Origin of the sequence: Nocardia acidivorans NBRC 108247, from assembly GCF_001625085.1 — a bacterium.
Classification (GTDB): domain Bacteria; phylum Actinomycetota; class Actinomycetes; order Mycobacteriales; family Mycobacteriaceae; genus Nocardia; species Nocardia acidivorans.
Window position 1 is genome coordinate 1 of record NZ_BDAW01000090.1, and the last position, 15,782, is coordinate 15,782.

A 15,782-nucleotide genomic window follows, 5' to 3' on the forward strand; every position below is an offset into this window, starting at 1 on the left:
TTCGGGCGCGCACCGCCTGAACATCAAGCCCCAGGTCGACCTGTGGACCTTCCCCGACACCGGCCGCGCGATCATCGTGCTGTCCGAAGGCCGCCTGCTGAACCTGGGCAACGCCACGGGCCACCCCTCGTTCGTCATGTCGAACTCGTTCTCCAACCAGGTGATCGCCCAGATCGAACTCTGGACCAAGCCGCAGGAGTACGACAACGAGGTCTACCGCCTCCCCAAGCACCTCGACGAAAAGGTCGCCCGCATCCACGTCGAGGCCCTCGGCGGCACCCTGACCAAGCTCACCAAGGACCAGGCCGAATACATCGGCGTGGACGTGGAGGGGCCGTACAAGCCCGAGCACTACCGCTACTGAGCTCTAATAACCTGTAGCACAACCAGATCGGGCCGGTCGCAGACGCGACCGGCCCGTTTCTGTCGTCGAGAGGCAGCCTCGACTACAGGCAGATGTCCAGGACGGGAATCCACTTGCCGCCCTTGAGGGTGCAGAGGGCGGCGTTGATGAGTTCGCTTGCGCTGGAACCGGTTCCGCCGACATTGCTGGAGCCCGAGCCGCCGGAGCCGGAGTCGGCCGAGCCGGAGGGGGAGGAGGTGGCTACGGGGTCGAGGGTGACGGGGGCCGCGGCGGTGGTGCCGGCGGTGGCGATCGCCGCGGCGATCGCGAACGCGCCGACGGCGGCACGCGGGAGGTGGTGCGCAAGACGGGAATTCATCAGGTGTGCTCCTTGCAGGGGGACCGGTGCGTCGCACCCTACAAGAGATGAATCACCCGTGTTTCAGTTTTGCTCACTTATGGAAGGACGGGGGGAGGGGGTAGCCCTCGTCGTTCATCACCTCGCGGGCTCGATTCGGGTAGTCGGTGATGATGCCGTCCACGCCCTGGTCGAGGACCGAGCCGATGGTCTGCTTGTCGTTGACCGTCCAGGGGATGACCCGCAAGCCCAGGGCGTGGGCTCGGGCCACGTACGCCGCCGTGGTGGTGAGTGTGAAGTGGGGGTCGCCGACCTTGGCTTCGCTGTCCCAGGGGTTCACGTAGGCGGGGGAGGAGATGTCCGCGCCGAGGGCTTTGATGGCGGATAGTGGGTCGCCGGGGTGATCGGCGTAGCGGATGGGGGTTAGCCACATGCTGTCCGGTTTGAATGTGGAGTCGTCATAGAGGGCGACGGTGGGGATGGTCGGGTTCTTGGCTTTCACCAGGGGGAGGCTGCGCCAGTCGAAGCTTTGGATCTCGACCCTGTCGGTGGCACCGGCCTCGCTGATCGCGCCCAGGATGACATCCACGAATGCCTCGGGAGTGGCGGACTGTTCGGGATGTTCGGCCTCGAGTTTGGTTTCGATGTTGTAGCGCAGCTTCTCGAAGGCTCCGGGATAGGTCTTCACCAGATCGAAGAGTTCGGGTAGGCGGGCGATCCTATTGCCTGGAAGTTCTTGTGCGTCAGGGAAACCCGCGAGCTGCTTACCGCAATCCAGGGTTCGGATCTGGCTGTAGTCGAGATCGTGTACCAGTTTGCCGACATACGGGAAGTCCGGATCGTTCGGGATCGCGGGCACGGTGTCGGCGCATTTCTCGGCCAGGATCTTGGGGTCGTGCCAGATGGCAGGCACATTGTCCCGCGTCAGCACGATATCGAGTTCGAGCGTGCTCACACCCAGTTCGATGGCCTTGGCGAACCCGGGCAGCGACTCCTCGATGGTCATACCGCGCCCGCCGCGATGCGCCTGTAGATCGAAGGTGCGCTGCGGATCGGCGTGGACACCGGAGGTCGCCGAGGTCGAACCGGAGTCCTGCGAACTCGCGCAGGCGGTCAATCCGGCGGCGGCAACGGCCACTCCGAAGACCGCGAAAGTGCGCTTGAGCTGCGTTGACTTAACCTTTCCGAAAGTCATGGCCGGACTATAGCGACATTCGAGCGGTTACCACGGGAGCCCCACCCGGGCGCATTCGGTACGCTCGCGGCCATGGGTGTGCTGGTTCCGGTGGAAGGGCTCGACGGTGCGGGTAAACGCACGCTGACCGATGCCGTCATCTCGGATCTGCGCGCCCGCGGTCTACGCGTGGCGACACTGGCGTTTCCGCGCTACGGGGTCTCGGTCTACGCTGATCTGGCGGCCGAGGCGCTGCGCGGCCGGCACGGCGATCTCGCCGATTCGGTGAACGCCATGGCATTGCTGTTCGCCCGCGATCGCGCCGACGCGCGCGATGAACTCTCGAAATTGCTGGCGGACAATGACATTGTGCTGCTGGATCGCTATGTGGCCTCCAACGCCGCCTATTCGGCGGCCCGGTTGACAGAGGATGCCGACGGCGAAATCGTGGCCTGGGTAGCCGAATTGGAGTTTGCGAGGTTTGCCATGCCTGTCCCGGATGTCCAGATCCTTTTGGATGTCCCGGTGGAAATCGCCGAGGAACGCGCCCGGCAGCGTGGTGCGCAGGACGCGACGCGCGCACTCGACGCGTACGAAAAAGATGGTGGGCTGCAACGCCGGACCGGAACCGTCTACCGTGAGCTTGCCGAAACCAACTGGCACGGAACGTGGTGGGTGCATCGGAGCGGTGACGATCCGGCAACACTTGCCGCGCGGCTCGCGGAAATCGTTGGCGGATAGGGTTGGATGTGCGCCGACAGGTCACGAGTGTAGGCGTGGCGGCCTGATTGGAGCCGGAGAGGTGACAACATAGTCTTATGAAGCCCAAGATTCTGGTCGTCGACGACGATATGGCTCTCGCTGAGATGCTCACGATCGTCTTGCGGGGTGAGGGATTCGACCCTCACGTCGTCGGTGACGGCACGCAGGCGCTGACCGCGGTCCGGGAGCTGCGCCCGGATCTCGTGTTGCTGGATCTCATGCTGCCCGGCATGAACGGTATCGATGTATGCCGGGTGCTGCGAGCCGATTCGGGAGTGCCCATCGTGATGCTGACGGCGAAGACCGATACGGTCGACGTCGTCCTGGGGTTGGAGTCTGGCGCCGACGATTACATCGTCAAGCCGTTCAAGCCGAAGGAACTCGTTGCTCGTGTGCGGGCCCGCCTGCGCCGCACCGAGGAAGAGCCACAGGAACTGCTGTCCATCGCGGACATCGTCATCGACGTGCCGGCGCACAAGGTGACCCGCGGCGGTACGCAGATCTCGCTCACTCCACTGGAATTCGATCTGCTGGTGGCGCTCGCTCGTAAGCCCCGCCAGGTGTTCACCCGTGAGGTGCTGCTCGAACAGGTCTGGGGTTACCGGCACGCCGCCGATACCCGCCTGGTCAATGTGCACGTCCAGCGGTTGCGCGCCAAGGTGGAGAAGGATCCCGAGAATCCGGAGATCGTACTGACCGTGCGCGGGGTGGGTTACAAGGCCGGACCGCCGTGATCGCTGGCTCCAGAAACCGCGTTCAGCGGTGGCTGGCGGTAGTGGTGGCCTGGTTTCGCACCGTAGGTGAGCGACTGGGCCACGTCTGGCGTGGTTCGCTGCAACTGCGCGTTGTCGTGTCCACCCTCACCCTGTCACTGATCGTGATCACGATTCTCGGAGTCGTGCTCACCTCGCAGATCACCGACAGGCTGTTGGACGCGAAGATCAATGCGGCCGTCGAGGAGATGAGTCGCGCCCGGAATACGGTGCAGGCCACCCTCACCGGCGTGCACGACTCCAGCACCCAGCTGGCTCGATTGGAGGATGCCCGCCGCGCCCTGGCCGGGGGCGGCGGCTCCCAATCCGGCGGCGCGGCAGGCAGTTACGACTCCGCGCTGGCCATGGTCGGCGACAGCCAATCCGAGCTGTCCGCCGGACCCATTCAGGAAATCCCGCCCGAGCTACGGCATTTCGTGCAGGAGCGCCAGGTCAGCTATCAGTTCGCGACGGTCTCCGATCCGGACGGCTATCGCGGCTCGGCGCTGGTCATCGGCAGCCCCGCCGCCGATATCCCGACCCTCGAGATCTACCTGATCTTCCCGCTCACCAATGAGAAGCGATCGCTCGACCTCATGCGCGGCACCATGCTCATCGGCGGCATCGTGCTGCTGGTGCTGCTGGCCGCCATCACCGCCCTGGTGACGCGACAGGTGGTGCTGCCCATTCGATCCGCCGCCCGGATCGCCTCCCGCTTCGCCGACGGACGACTGAAAGAGCGAATGCTCGTCAGAGGGGAGGACGACATGGCCAGGCTGGCCATGTCGTTCAACGAGATGGCCGAAAGCCTCTCCAACCAGATCACCCAGCTCGAGGAATTCGGAAACCTACAGCGCCGCTTCACCTCCGACGTCAGCCATGAGCTGCGCACACCGCTGACCACCGTCCGCATGGCCGCCGATCTCATCCACGGCTCCAGCGACGATCTCGATCCCGCCCTCGCCCGCTCGGCGGAATTGCTTGTGAACGAACTGGATCGGTTCGAGGGACTGCTCAACGATCTGCTCGAGATCAGCCGCCACGACGCGGGTGTGGCCGAGCTGCAGGTGGAATCGCTCGATGTGCGCATGTGCGCGCGGGCCGCGGTCTCCACCGTGCGGCACCTGGCCAAGGAATCCGGTGTCGAACTCGTCGTCGACATGCCCCAGGAACCCCTTGTGGCAGAGGTCGATCCGCGCCGCGTCGAGCGGGTGCTGCGCAATCTGCTCGCCAATGCCATCGACCACAGCGAGGGCAAACCCGTGCTCATGCGCATGCGCGGTGACGGCGACGCCAATGCCGTCGCCATCGTGGTGCGTGATCAGGGCGTGGGTCTGCGGCCCGGCGAGGAGAAACTGGTCTTCAACCGCTTCTGGCGTTCGGATCCCTCGCGCATGCGGCGTTCCGGCGGAACCGGTTTGGGCCTGTCCATCAGCGTCGAGGACGCCAACCTGCACGAGGGCAAACTCGAGGCATGGGGTGAGATCGGCGTCGGCGCGAGCTTCCGCCTCACCCTGCCGCTGGTGCGCAGCAAGAAACTCGGCGTCAGCCCGCTGCCGCTGGAACCGGCCAAATCCCGCGGCGGCATCACCCCCGAACAACTCGCCCTCGATATCGGCAAGGCGGACGCGACCGACCACACCGACGTCACCCCAACCGAATTCGAGCTCGCCGCAGCCGACCCCATCGACCCGGCCACCGGCGAACCCTACGAACTGGCCACCGCCGAACCCTACGAACAACCGGTGGCCGAACCCGAAACCGCCCCCGCCGCATCGGAATCCGACCCACCTCACGATCCGCACACCGCGCTACCGCTCACCCCCGACGGCGATGGCTCACCGAAGACCGGCACCACCGATGGCACCGTGCTCGCGGATTCTGGGGATGGAGAAAAATGAGGGAACGTGACCCACTGATCTCGCGAGATGTGGGTAACTTCCCAACCATCCCGAACCGCAGCCGAGGACGTAACCGCCGGTCCGGGATCGGAGTCTCGCCGCGCCCGGCGACCGGCGAAAGTCGCGGGGAAGCGGGTTCGCAGTCGCGCCTCGCAAGGGCGCTGGTGGTTGTCGCATGCCTGGTGGGCCTCACCGCGTGCGCGAACCTACCCGATTCCTCCGCCCCGCAAGCGCTGGGAACGCTGGACCGGCAACCCACCAGTGCCGGTCCCACCCCGCCGATTTCGGGTCGCGAACCCGATCAGCTGCTGCGCGACTTCCTCCAGGCCACCGCCGACCCCACCAACCGGCATCAGGCGGCCCGGCAATTCCTCTCGCCCGCGGCCAATGTGCGCTGGGACGACGCCGCCGGAACCACCATCGTGGACCGGCCCGACACCCTGCGCGAATCCCGCACCGCCGACTCCGCCACCTATGTGATCCGCGCCCGCAAGATCGGTGAACTCGCCGCCGACGGCGCCTACCGGGCCGGCGACGGCACGCTGGAGAACAAGGTCGAGATGGTGAAGGTCGACGGCGAATGGCGGGTCGACGAACTCCCGCCCGGGGTCATCATCGAGCAGACCGCCTTCGCCAAGTCCTACAAGCGGTACTCGCTGTTCTTCCCGAATCTCTCCGGGATGGCCATGGTTCCGGACCTGCGCTGGATCTCCGCGCGCAAGGACCAACTGCCGCAACGACTCATGGGCCTGCTCGCCGAGGGCTCGCAGCAGGCGCTCGCACCCGCGGTGCGCAATCCGCTCTCGGGCGGGGTGACCCTGCGCGGACCCATCACCAAGCCCAATGGCGAGACCGACAATGTCGGCGTCGGCTCGGGCGGGGTGCAGATCGACTTCGCCGGCGCCGCCGCCCTCGACCCGAAGGCCAAGGAGCTCTTGGCAACCCAGGTCGTGCTCACCCTCGCCGGGGCCGAGGTGCTCGGACCGTATCTGCTGCTCGCCGACGGCAAACCGCTCGACGACCGCTACGCCGCCACCGGCTGGAACCGCGCCGACGTGGAGTCCATGAGCCCGGATGCCATCGCGCACAATCGCGCCGGACTGCACGCCGTGCGCGACGGCTCACTGGTCGCGGTCACCGAGAACGGCATCACCGCCGCACCCGGCTTCTTCGGCACCACGCACACCCTGCAATCGGTGGCGCTCTCCCCGGACGGGCAGCTCGTCGCGGCCGTCGCCAATTCCGGCCGCCCCGAACCGGAACCGGGCCGCACGCTGATCATCGGGACCTACGACGGCCAGGGTTTCCCGGTCGCCACCGGCGGCACCTTCACCCGCCCGTCCTGGCCTTCGGACGGCACCTCGGCCTGGGCCGTCGTGGACGGCGACCGGGTGATCCGCGCCGTGCACGACCGCAGCACCGGCAATGTCTCGGTCCAGGACGTCGGCATCACCGAATTGACCGCCGCCACCGCCAATTCCAACTCCCCGCGCGGACCCATCACCGAATTGCGCATCTCGCCCTCGGGCGCACGCGCGGCCCTGATCGCCAACGGCAAGGTGTACGTCGCGGTGGTCGCACCGCAGTCCGGCGGCAAGTTCGCGCTCACCTCCCCGCTGCCCCTGGCGGTCGGTTTGAGCACCAACGCGGTCTCGGTGGACTGGCAGAGCGATGAACGTGTCATTGTCACGCGAGAGGGCAATGTGGACCCCGTTGCGGGGGTGCTGGTGGACGGCTCCGGATTCCAGCCGCAGACCACCCAGAACCTCACCCCGCCGGTGCGCGTGGTCAGCGTCTCGCCCGACCACGAATACGTCGCCGACTCCCGTGCCGTCCTCGAACTGACCCGCAATCCCGAAGGCGGCGAATACTACTGGCGCGAAGTTCCGGGTCTCGGCGGCAATGCGGTCCCGGTGCTGCCGGGCTAGGCGCACACTGGGGGCATGGGGGAGCTGCTGGATCTGATCCTGCCGCGCGCCTGCGGCGGTTGCGGGGTGAGCGGCACCGCGTGGTGCGCGCGCTGCGCGGTGGCGCTCTCCGGACCACCGATCCGCCTGCGCCCCAGGGCCGATCCCGGTGTGCCGTGCTGGGCGCTCGCGCCCTACCGGGGTGCGGCCCGGCGCGCGGTACTCGCTGCCAAGGAGGAGCGACGCGCCGATCTGGCGCACTCGCTGGGGGTGGCCCTGGCCAGGGGGCTGGATCATTTGCGGGACGGCGCGCGGCCCCTGATTCTGGTCCCCGCGCCCACGCGCCGGGTGGCCGCCCGGCGTCGCGGCGGTGATCCGGTACTGCGTTCCGCGCACGTCGCGGCGAGTTGGCTGCCCGATTGCCGAATGGTCCGGGCACTGCGCATGCGCCCGGGTGTGCGGGATTCGGTCGGCCTGAATCGCAGCGATCGCCAGCGCAATCTACGAGGGCGGATCATCGTAGCCCCCGGCTGCGCCGGCAGCGCCCGATTTCCGGCAAATGCCGAGGTAGTGCTTATCGATGACGTGCTGACCACGGGAGCCACGGTGTGCGAATCGACCCGTGCGCTACACGAGGCCGGAGTGACCCTTCGTGCCGCGCTGGTTACCTGCCACGCTTGATTCTTCGAAATTTGCGTGAACACTGGCGGACAGGTCGCTGGCGAACTAGCGTGGCGATCAGACACCCGAACTCGAAGTTTGGAGGTGGCGCCTCGGACATGATGTGCCGGGCGATTTCGATCGGCACACGCTTCAATCCCGCCGCGTGAGCGATTTGTGCGGCCAGATCCGGGAGGTACGCGTGACGACATCTTCACGACCTTCAGCCAAGAACGCAGACACCGCGGTGCTGCTGGACGATTTCATCCCCGACGACGACCAATCCACCGGGGCCACCCAGGCGGAAATCGTCGTCAAGGGCCGCACCCTAGGTGAGGGCGGCGTCCCCGAACATTTCCGAATCCACGTCGCGGACAAGCTCTCTCGGCTCGAGCGCTTCGATCCCACCATCTATCTGTTCGACGTGGAGCTCACGCACGAGCGCAACCGTCGTCAGCGTAAGAACTGCCAGCGAATAGAGATCACCGCCCGCGGCAAGGGACCCGTCGTCCGGGCCGAAGCCTGCGCGGACAGCTTCTACGCCGCCCTGGAACTGGCGGTGGAGCGGCTGGAGGGCCGGTTGCGCCGGCTCAAGGACCGCCGTCGCGTACATCATGGGGACAAGACACCGATCTCGGTGTCCCAGGCGACGGCCGGGCTGATCGACGAATCGCTGTTCATGGCGCCGAACGGGTCGTCCGGGGCACATGATCACGCGGGTGAGGACCTCGACGGCGAAGCCGGTCCGGGGCATGTCGTCCGCACCAAGACCCATCCCGCCATCCCCATGACGGTTGACGACGCCCTCTACCAGATGGAGCTCGTCGGCCACGATTTCTTCCTGTTCCAGGACAAGGAGACCGACCGACCGTCGGTCGTCTACCGCCGCCACGCCTTCGACTACGGCATCATCCGACTGTCTTAGCGGCAGGTGAACACTCCGTTCGACCGGGGCTTCACCAGAGCCCCGGTCGCTTGCTGTTACATCCCGTATCAGATACAAATGAGGCGTGAGTAACAAAGGCGCTCGTCGCGCGGTAATCGTGTCCGGAGTGCGGACCCCGTTCGTTCGGGCGTTCGGCGACTACACCCGGATGGACTCCATCGACCTCGCGGATACCGCCGTGCGCGGGCTCCTCGAACGGACCGGACTGCCCAAGGGCGAAGTGCAGGCGATCGTGTGGGGCGGGGTGATTCTGCCCAGTGCCGCACCGAATATCGCGCGCGAGATCGCATTGGATCTCCAATTGGACCCGGGCTGTGAGGGTTACACCGTGACGCGGGCCTGTGCCTCGGGACTGCAGGCGGTGACGTCCGCTGCCGCGGCCATCGAGCGCGGCGAATACGACATCATGATCGCCGGGGGGAGTGACTCCACCAGTAATGCCGAGGTGAAACTGCCGCAGAAGGTGGTGCACGCCGCCGCACCGCTCGCGCTGGGCAAGCCCAAGGCCAAGGATTACCTCACGGCCGCAGCGCAATTGGCGCCGTTCATCGATCTGGTGCCGCGACGGCCCAAGATTCAGGAGCGCACCACCGGCGAGGTCATGGGCGAATCCGCCGAGAAAATGGCCCGCATCCACGGGATTTCGCGGGCGGCGCAGGACGAGTTCGCCGCGCGGTCACACCATCGGGCGGCCGCGGCCATCGAATCGGGACGGTTCGACAGCGAAGTGCTGTCGGTGACCACGCCCGAGGGCAGGACCATCACCCGTGACGGCCTGGTGCGGCCGGGTACCAGCGTGGAGAAGTTGTCCACGCTCGCACCGGTTTTCGCCAAGGGCGGCACCGTCACCGCGGGCAATGCCAGCCCGCTGACCGACGGCGCGTCCGCCGTGCTGCTCATGAGCGAGGAGAAGGCCCGCGCGCTCGGTTTCGAACCCCTCGCCGCCTTCCGCTCCTGGAGTTACGTCTCGGTCGACCCCCGCGACCAGGTCCTCATCGGCCCGGCCATCTCCATGCCGCGCGCCCTCGACAAGGCCGGATTGTCCTTGGCCGATATCGATTTCGTGGACATCCACGAAGCCTTCGCCGCCCAAACCCTCTCCGTCGTCTCGGCCCTGGCCAGCGCCGACTGGGCCAAACAGCGCCTCGACCGCGACACCGCCGTCGGCGATATCGACCCCGCCACCCTGAATATCCACGGCGGCTCGGTCTCCCTCGGCCATCCCTTCGGCGCCACCGGCGCGCGCATGGTCACCACCATGGCCAATGAACTCGCCCGCTCCGGCAAATCCACCGCCCTGCTCGGCATCTGCGCCGCCGGTGGCATCGGAGCCTCCGCGGTCCTCGAACGCATCTGACCCGAACGCAAGTCCCCGCCGACCCGAAGCCGCCCGTCGACCGCACCCCCGCCCATTCGGCGGGCGAGGCGATTCCGGTGGCCGCCGATGCCGCAGGCGGCGTCGCTCCTCGGCGCGGGCTCGCCCGGCAGCGCCGGAGCGCACTGAGCCGCAATCGAATCCAGGCTCGATGTGCATGTACTCACGCGGGGAGTCACTCGACGTTCACCCGCGTCATTACATGCACGTCGACGCTCGGCTACCGGGGGGTGAAGTGTTCCCAGTGGATGGCGTCTTCGAGGGGGCGGCGGGTGCGCCAGCCGAAGCGCTCCAGGTCGGGGATCTGCTGGAATTCGGTGACGGGACCCACACAGAGCCAGGCGACCGGTTTGATGTGGTCGGGGAGATTCAGGAGATCGGCCAGCACGGGGGTGTCGTAGAAGCTGACCCAGCCGACGCCCACGCCCTCGGCGGTGGCCGCCAGCCACAGGTTCTGGATGGCGAGAATCGTCGAGTAGATACCGGTTTCGGGGACGGTCGCGCGGCCCAGCACATGCGTGCCGCCGCGGGCCTGATTGTGGGTGACCACGATTCCGGTGCCGGACTCGACGATTCCCTCGATCTTGATCGGATTGAAGGTCTCCGAGCGATCGGCGGGCAGGGCGGCACCGAACTCCCGGCGCTTGTCCGCGACATGATCGGCGAACTTGCCCAGCATCGCCGGATCGCGAATCACGATGAAATCCCACGGCATCGAATTGCCGACGCTCGGCGCGCGATGCGCCGCCTCCAGAATCCGCAGCAGGGTGCTGTCGTCCACGACCTCCCCGGTGAACTCCGAGCGCACATCGCGGCGCAGACGGATGGCGTCGTAGACGCTCAGACATTCTTCGGGGGCAACCGGACCTTCAGCACACACACCGACCAGTGAACCAGGCTCCCGCAGCCCCCTTCCTGGCAGCCCGCCCACTCCCGGCATGCCGCCCGCCCCCGTGACCAGGTATGCCCGCCCCCGTTGTCCGATATGCCCGCCACCGTCATCCGGCGTGCGGCGTGCCCGTAACGCGGCGTGCGGCGTACCCCGTCATCCGGCGTGCGCCGCGCCCGTCACCCGGCGTGCGCCGCGCACCCCGTCATCCCGGCATGCTTTTGGCCGGGATCCACACCGGCCGGTGAATCCGACTCCGGATACGACCGCGCCCCCGCCGGATCGGCAGGGGCGCGGTGACTATGTCGCCGATCGGGCTCAGCCCACCAGGGCGGGCTCGCGGCGGGTCAGGCGCTTGCGGCCCTGTGCGAGGGCGGTGCGCAGACCGGTACGGCGGCCGGTGGCCGGGTCGATGCTCGCCACGCCGCCGAATGCCTTCTCCGACTTGGTTTCCGGGGCGTCATCGGTGCCGCGGCGCAGGTACTTGTTGGGCAGCGACAGCTTCATGATGGTGCGCCAGGACTTGAAGTACTGCACCGGCAGCGAACCGGTGGTGTACGGCAGGTCGTACTTGTCGCACATGGCCCGCACCCGCACCGCGATATCGGCCAACCGGTTGGAGGGCAGATCCGGGAAGAGGTGGTGCTCGATCTGATGGCTCAGATTGCCGGACATGAAGTGCAGCAGCTTGCCGCCGGAGATATTGGCGCTGCCCAGCATCTGGCGCAGATACCACTCGCCCTGCGTCTCATTCGCCACATCACCCTTGGTGAACTTCTCCGCACCATCGGGGAAGTGCCCGCAGAAGATGATGGCGTTGGTCCACACATTGCGCATGATGTTCGCGGCCAGGTTCGCGGTCAGCGTGCCGAAGAACGCCGGACCGGTGAGCAGCGGGAACAGCAGGTAATCCTTGCCGGCCTGCTTACCGATCTTCTTGAGCACCAGCGCGCGGTCGGCCTCGAACTGCTTCCACTCCGGGGAGTCCTTGGCCCACTTCTTCTTCGCGACCTTGCCGAGCTCCAAATGCTGGATGGCGACGCCGTATTCGAAGAAGCTCTGCAGCAGCAGGTTGTAGATGGGCTGGCCGAGATAGAACGGGCTCCAGCGCTGATCGCGGGTGACGCGCAGCAGGCCGTAGCCGATATCGTCGTCCATGCCGAGCACATTGGTGTACTTGTGGTGCAGGAAATTGTGCGTGATCTTCCAGTGCTCGGAGGGACCGGCGTTGTCCCATTCCCACGAGGTGGAGTGGATCTCGGGATCGTTCATCCAATCCCATTGGCCGTGCATGACGTTATGGCCGATCTCCATATTCTCGATGATCTTGGCCGTACCGAGCAGTGCCGTGCCCGCGATCCACGCCGGCGGGAAGAGACTGAAGAAAAGCACACCGCGCCCGCTGATTTCGAGGGCGCGCTGTAGCCGGATCACCCGGCGGATGTATCGGGCATCGCTGTCGCCCCGGTCGGATTCGATTTCGCGGCGGATGGCGTCGAGCTCCGCACCGATAGCTTCGACATCCTCCGGGGTGAGGTGTGCGTATTCCTTGACATCCGAGATCGCCATGCAGGTTACAGTACCGTAGGTTACGGCTCCGTAGGTTCCGGGCAAGTGAATCCGTAACGTGTCGAACGCCGCATTGCGTTCGATATCCTAACCTGCTAGCGGCTGCGGCGCAGAATATCCTTCAGCGACCGCCGGCGTCCGGCCTTCTCGGTGAACAAAGCCTTTTCATGCCTTGCCTTTTCCTGCAGCGACACCTTCGCCTCGCGCAGTACTTCCTGTTCGTGGCGGGCCTTCTCCTTGAGCGCGATCTTGGCCTCCTGCATGGCCGAACGCAGGCCGCGCCGCTTACCCGTCACCGGGTCCACGCCGGTCCAATTGTGCTCGGCCAGCCACTCCTGACCATCCTGCAGGGAGGGCATGGACGGCAGCGGCGGCAAAGTGACACCCGCGAATTTGCGTTCGGAAGAGGTCTCCGGCGCGTCATCGGACGTGCGCTTGAGCCACTGATCCGGCAGCGCCAGTTTGTGAATGGTGCGGAATGCCAGCAGATACTGCTTACCCATCGAGCCGGTGGTGTACGGCAGATCGTATTTGTCGCACAGCTCCTTGACCTTCACCGAGACCTCGGCGTACCGGTTGCTCGGCAGATCCGGGAACAGGTGATGCTCGATCTGGAAGCTGAGGTTGCCGCTCATCAACGCCATGGCCGGACCCGCCTCGAAATTGGCGCTGCCCAGCATCTGCCGCAGGTACCACTCGCCCTGCGTCTCGTTGTCGAATTGCTCCACGGTGAATTTCTGGGCGCCGTCCGGGAAATGTCCGCAGAAAATAACCGCGTACTCCCACAGATTCGCGATGAGACGCGCGGACGCGTTCGCCTTCAGCGTCTGCTTCCACGCCGGACCCGTGATCGCCGGGTAGATCACGAAGTCCTTGGCCACCTGCTTGCCGGCCTTGCGGAGAAACGCCTTGGTCGGCTCGGAGAACCACTGATCCTGCGGAATCCCGAGCTGCTTCTTCGCCGCATCGAGATCATGCAGAGCGATTCCCCACTCGAACAGCGCCGCCAAGACGAGATTGGCGAACGGCTGAGCGAGATTGATGGGCCGCCACTCCTCGTCCCGGGTCATCCGCAGAATGCCGAAGCCCAGATCCTCATCCATATCGAGGATGTTGGTGTAGGTGTGATGGGAGTAGTTGTGCGCCGTCTTCCACTGCTCCGACGTACCGGTCATATCCCACTCCCACGTGGTGGAGTGGATCTCCGGGTCGTTCATCCAATCCCATTGCCCGTGGCTGATGTTGTGCCCGAGCTCCATGTTCTCGATGATCTTGGCAACCGACAGGAGCGCGGTACCGCCGAGCCACGCCCAGCGGTTCTTGCTCGCGAATAGCGTCGCGCGGCCCGCGGCCTCCAGCACCCGCTGAGCGCGAATGACACGACGGATGTACTTCGCATCCCGTTCGCCCAGCGACAGTTCCACATTCCTGCGGATGGTGTCGAGTTCCTGACCCAGAGTCTCGATATCCGCCTCGGTGAGGTGGGCGAACGTCTTGATGTCGGTGATAGCCACCGGCGATCCTTCCGTGTTTAATTGCCCTTCGCTTCGCTACGGGCGGGTTCGCGGCCCTGGGAGTCTCGGTTCTTCCCTGCCTCCGATCCTCCGCTTCGCTCCCCCGCTCCACTCGGTCCAGAACCGAGACGGGCCGCGAACTTAGGGGGAATCGTGAGGAAGGTGCTATCGGAGGCGAGGGCTGTCATCGAGCGTAGCTGTTACAGGGCGGCCATGGGGTGGCTGGTGTGTGCGTTACACGTCAAGAGTGCAATCGCCCGCGGCGGCCGAGATGCAGGTCTGCACCTTGTCGCCCGCGCGGCGCTCGTTTCCATTGCGCAGATCGCGCACATGACCGTCGGTGATGGTCACCACACAGGTTTGGCAGATGCCCATGCGGCAGCCGAACGGCATCTGCACGCCCGCACCCTCACCGGCCTGCAGCAGGGTGGTGGCGCCGTCGATTTCGACGGACTTGCCGGTGCGCGCGAAGGTGACGGTGCCGCCCTCGCCGGTGGCCGAACGCTCGATCTCGAAGCGCTCCACATGCAGCTTCTCGATGATATCGGCCGTCGCCCAATGCTTTTCGATCTCGTCGAGCATACCCAGCGGGCCGCACGCCCAGGTGTCGCGCTCACGCCAGTCGGGCACGAGCTCATCCAGATCGGCGAGCGCGAACTTGCCGTTCTCGCCCGTGTAATGCAGGTTCGCGGTGAAACTCGGGTGCTTGTCATGCAATTCGCGCAGGTCGCTGCCGAACATGACATCGTCCGGCGTGCGCGCGGAGTGCACATGCACCACATCCGGGACCACACCGCGCCGATCCATGGTGCGCAGCATGGCCATCACGGGGGTGATTCCGGAACCCGCGGTCAGGAACAGCACCTTCGATGGCGGCGGCTCGGGCAGGACGAATCCGCCCTGCGGCGCGGCCAGCCGCACCACACTGCCCACGGCGACGCCGTTGACCAGATGGCTCGACAGGAACCCCTCCGGCATGGCCTTCACCGCGATCGAGATGAGCCGCTTGCTCTTGTGCTCGGGATCGGTCCAATCCGGCGGGCAGGTCAGCGAATACGACCGCCAATGCCAGCGGCCCTGCACCAGCACGCCGATGCCGATGTACTGACCCGGGGCGAATTTGAAATCGAAACCCCAGCCCGGCTTGATCACCAGCGTGACCGAATCCGCGGTCTCCTTGCGGACCTCCACGATGCGCCCGCGCAACTCGCGCGCGGACCACAGCGGATTAACCAGATGCAGATAGTCATCGGGCAGCAGGGGAGTGGTGACCCGTGCGGCCGCACCACGCAGCGCATTCAACTTCGTGCGTCCCGCGGTCGCGCCCTCGGAGACCGGAGCCTCCAGCCACTCCCGGAGTCCCCGCGCGGAGAATCCGCCACTCTTCGATGCCATTGTCCCGAACGTTCCTGTCGGTCGTGCGCTCAGAGCGCAGTGTCGTCATACGCGACCCCGAACGGGTCGCAGGCGCTGTCACCGCAGCGGTGACAGTCAGCCGCACAGGGCAGCATCATCGCTGCTCACCATGCCCGCGCGCCACGACCGAACGCCCTCGGGGACCTCGATCGCACGCTGTCACAACAAGGTTACGGCATCGTAGGTTACGACGCCGCCGTCAGACAGGAAAGAGGG

14 protein-coding genes are annotated in these 15,782 nt (G+C 66.0%); 8 read left to right on the forward strand and 6 right to left on the reverse strand.

What is annotated here, in order from left to right; genetic code table 11:
• Positions 1–364: adenosylhomocysteinase (locus NA10_RS30745; protein WP_174562578.1), on the forward strand; the 364-nt coding region annotated here is incomplete at its 5' end.
• 82 nt (positions 365–446) lie between these two features.
• On the opposite strand, the gene NA10_RS37250 is transcribed toward NA10_RS30745, so the two are convergent.
• Together NA10_RS37250 and NA10_RS30755 are read right to left on the reverse strand one after the other, a co-directional pair.
• A complete protein-coding gene (locus NA10_RS37250) occupies positions 447–722 on the reverse strand; it encodes a hypothetical protein (RefSeq protein WP_067574207.1) in 276 nt (91 codons plus the stop codon).
• Positions 723–795: 73 nt separating this feature from the next.
• Positions 796–1,896 (reverse strand): glycerophosphodiester phosphodiesterase, encoded by a 1,101-nt coding sequence (locus NA10_RS30755; RefSeq protein WP_067574208.1) that lies wholly within the window; start codon positions 1,894–1,896, stop codon positions 796–798.
• A 72-nt stretch (positions 1,897–1,968) separates the two neighbouring features.
• Between NA10_RS30755 and NA10_RS30760 the strand changes: the two genes are divergently transcribed.
• From NA10_RS30760 to NA10_RS30790, 7 genes are all read left to right on the forward strand, one after another.
• Positions 1,969–2,616: a dTMP kinase gene (locus tag NA10_RS30760; protein WP_067574209.1), complete on the forward strand. Its 648-nt coding sequence runs from the start codon at positions 1,969–1,971 to the stop codon at positions 2,614–2,616.
• A 77-nt stretch (positions 2,617–2,693) separates the two neighbouring features.
• Positions 2,694–3,371, forward strand: coding sequence for an MtrAB system response regulator MtrA (gene mtrA, locus NA10_RS30765; protein ID WP_067523012.1), 678 nt, complete (start codon positions 2,694–2,696; stop codon positions 3,369–3,371).
• Between the two features lie 44 nt (positions 3,372–3,415).
• A complete protein-coding gene (gene mtrB / locus NA10_RS30770) occupies positions 3,416–5,290 on the forward strand; it encodes an MtrAB system histidine kinase MtrB (RefSeq protein WP_281180277.1) in 1,875 nt (624 codons plus the stop codon).
• Positions 5,291–5,454: 164 nt separating this feature from the next.
• Complete coding sequence (gene lpqB / locus NA10_RS30775; protein ID WP_067574211.1) at positions 5,455–7,218, forward strand: MtrAB system accessory lipoprotein LpqB; 1,764 nt, start codon at positions 5,455–5,457, stop codon at positions 7,216–7,218.
• A gap of 15 nt (positions 7,219–7,233) precedes the next feature.
• Positions 7,234–7,878, forward strand: coding sequence for a ComF family protein (locus NA10_RS30780; protein ID WP_084515506.1), 645 nt, complete (start codon positions 7,234–7,236; stop codon positions 7,876–7,878).
• Between the two features lie 229 nt (positions 7,879–8,107).
• Positions 8,108–8,782 carry a ribosome hibernation-promoting factor, HPF/YfiA family gene (gene hpf, locus NA10_RS30785; protein WP_373862456.1) on the forward strand — a complete coding sequence of 225 codons (675 nt, stop codon included), beginning with the start codon at positions 8,108–8,110 and terminating at the stop codon, positions 8,780–8,782.
• An 85-nt stretch (positions 8,783–8,867) separates the two neighbouring features.
• Positions 8,868–10,160 carry an acetyl-CoA C-acyltransferase gene (locus tag NA10_RS30790; RefSeq protein ID WP_067574212.1) on the forward strand — a complete coding sequence of 431 codons (1,293 nt, stop codon included), beginning with the start codon at positions 8,868–8,870 and terminating at the stop codon, positions 10,158–10,160.
• A 238-nt stretch (positions 10,161–10,398) separates the two neighbouring features.
• Here the strand turns inward: NA10_RS30790 and bluB are convergent, their stop codons facing one another.
• From bluB to NA10_RS30810, 4 genes are all read right to left on the reverse strand, one after another.
• Positions 10,399–11,022, reverse strand: a complete 624-nt coding sequence (gene bluB / locus NA10_RS30795) for a 5,6-dimethylbenzimidazole synthase (protein WP_067574235.1) — start codon at positions 11,020–11,022, stop codon at positions 10,399–10,401.
• A gap of 363 nt (positions 11,023–11,385) precedes the next feature.
• The gene (locus NA10_RS30800; RefSeq protein WP_067574213.1) at positions 11,386–12,636 is read right to left on the reverse strand and encodes a fatty acid desaturase family protein; all 1,251 of its coding nucleotides are present in this window, start codon (positions 12,634–12,636) and stop codon (positions 11,386–11,388) included.
• 95 nt (positions 12,637–12,731) lie between these two features.
• Positions 12,732–14,150, reverse strand: a complete 1,419-nt coding sequence (locus NA10_RS30805; protein ID WP_067574214.1) for a fatty acid desaturase family protein — start codon at positions 14,148–14,150, stop codon at positions 12,732–12,734.
• A gap of 234 nt (positions 14,151–14,384) precedes the next feature.
• Complete coding sequence (locus NA10_RS30810) at positions 14,385–15,545, reverse strand: ferredoxin reductase (RefSeq protein ID WP_067574215.1); 1,161 nt, start codon at positions 15,543–15,545, stop codon at positions 14,385–14,387.
• Positions 15,546–15,782 lie beyond the last annotated feature (237 nt).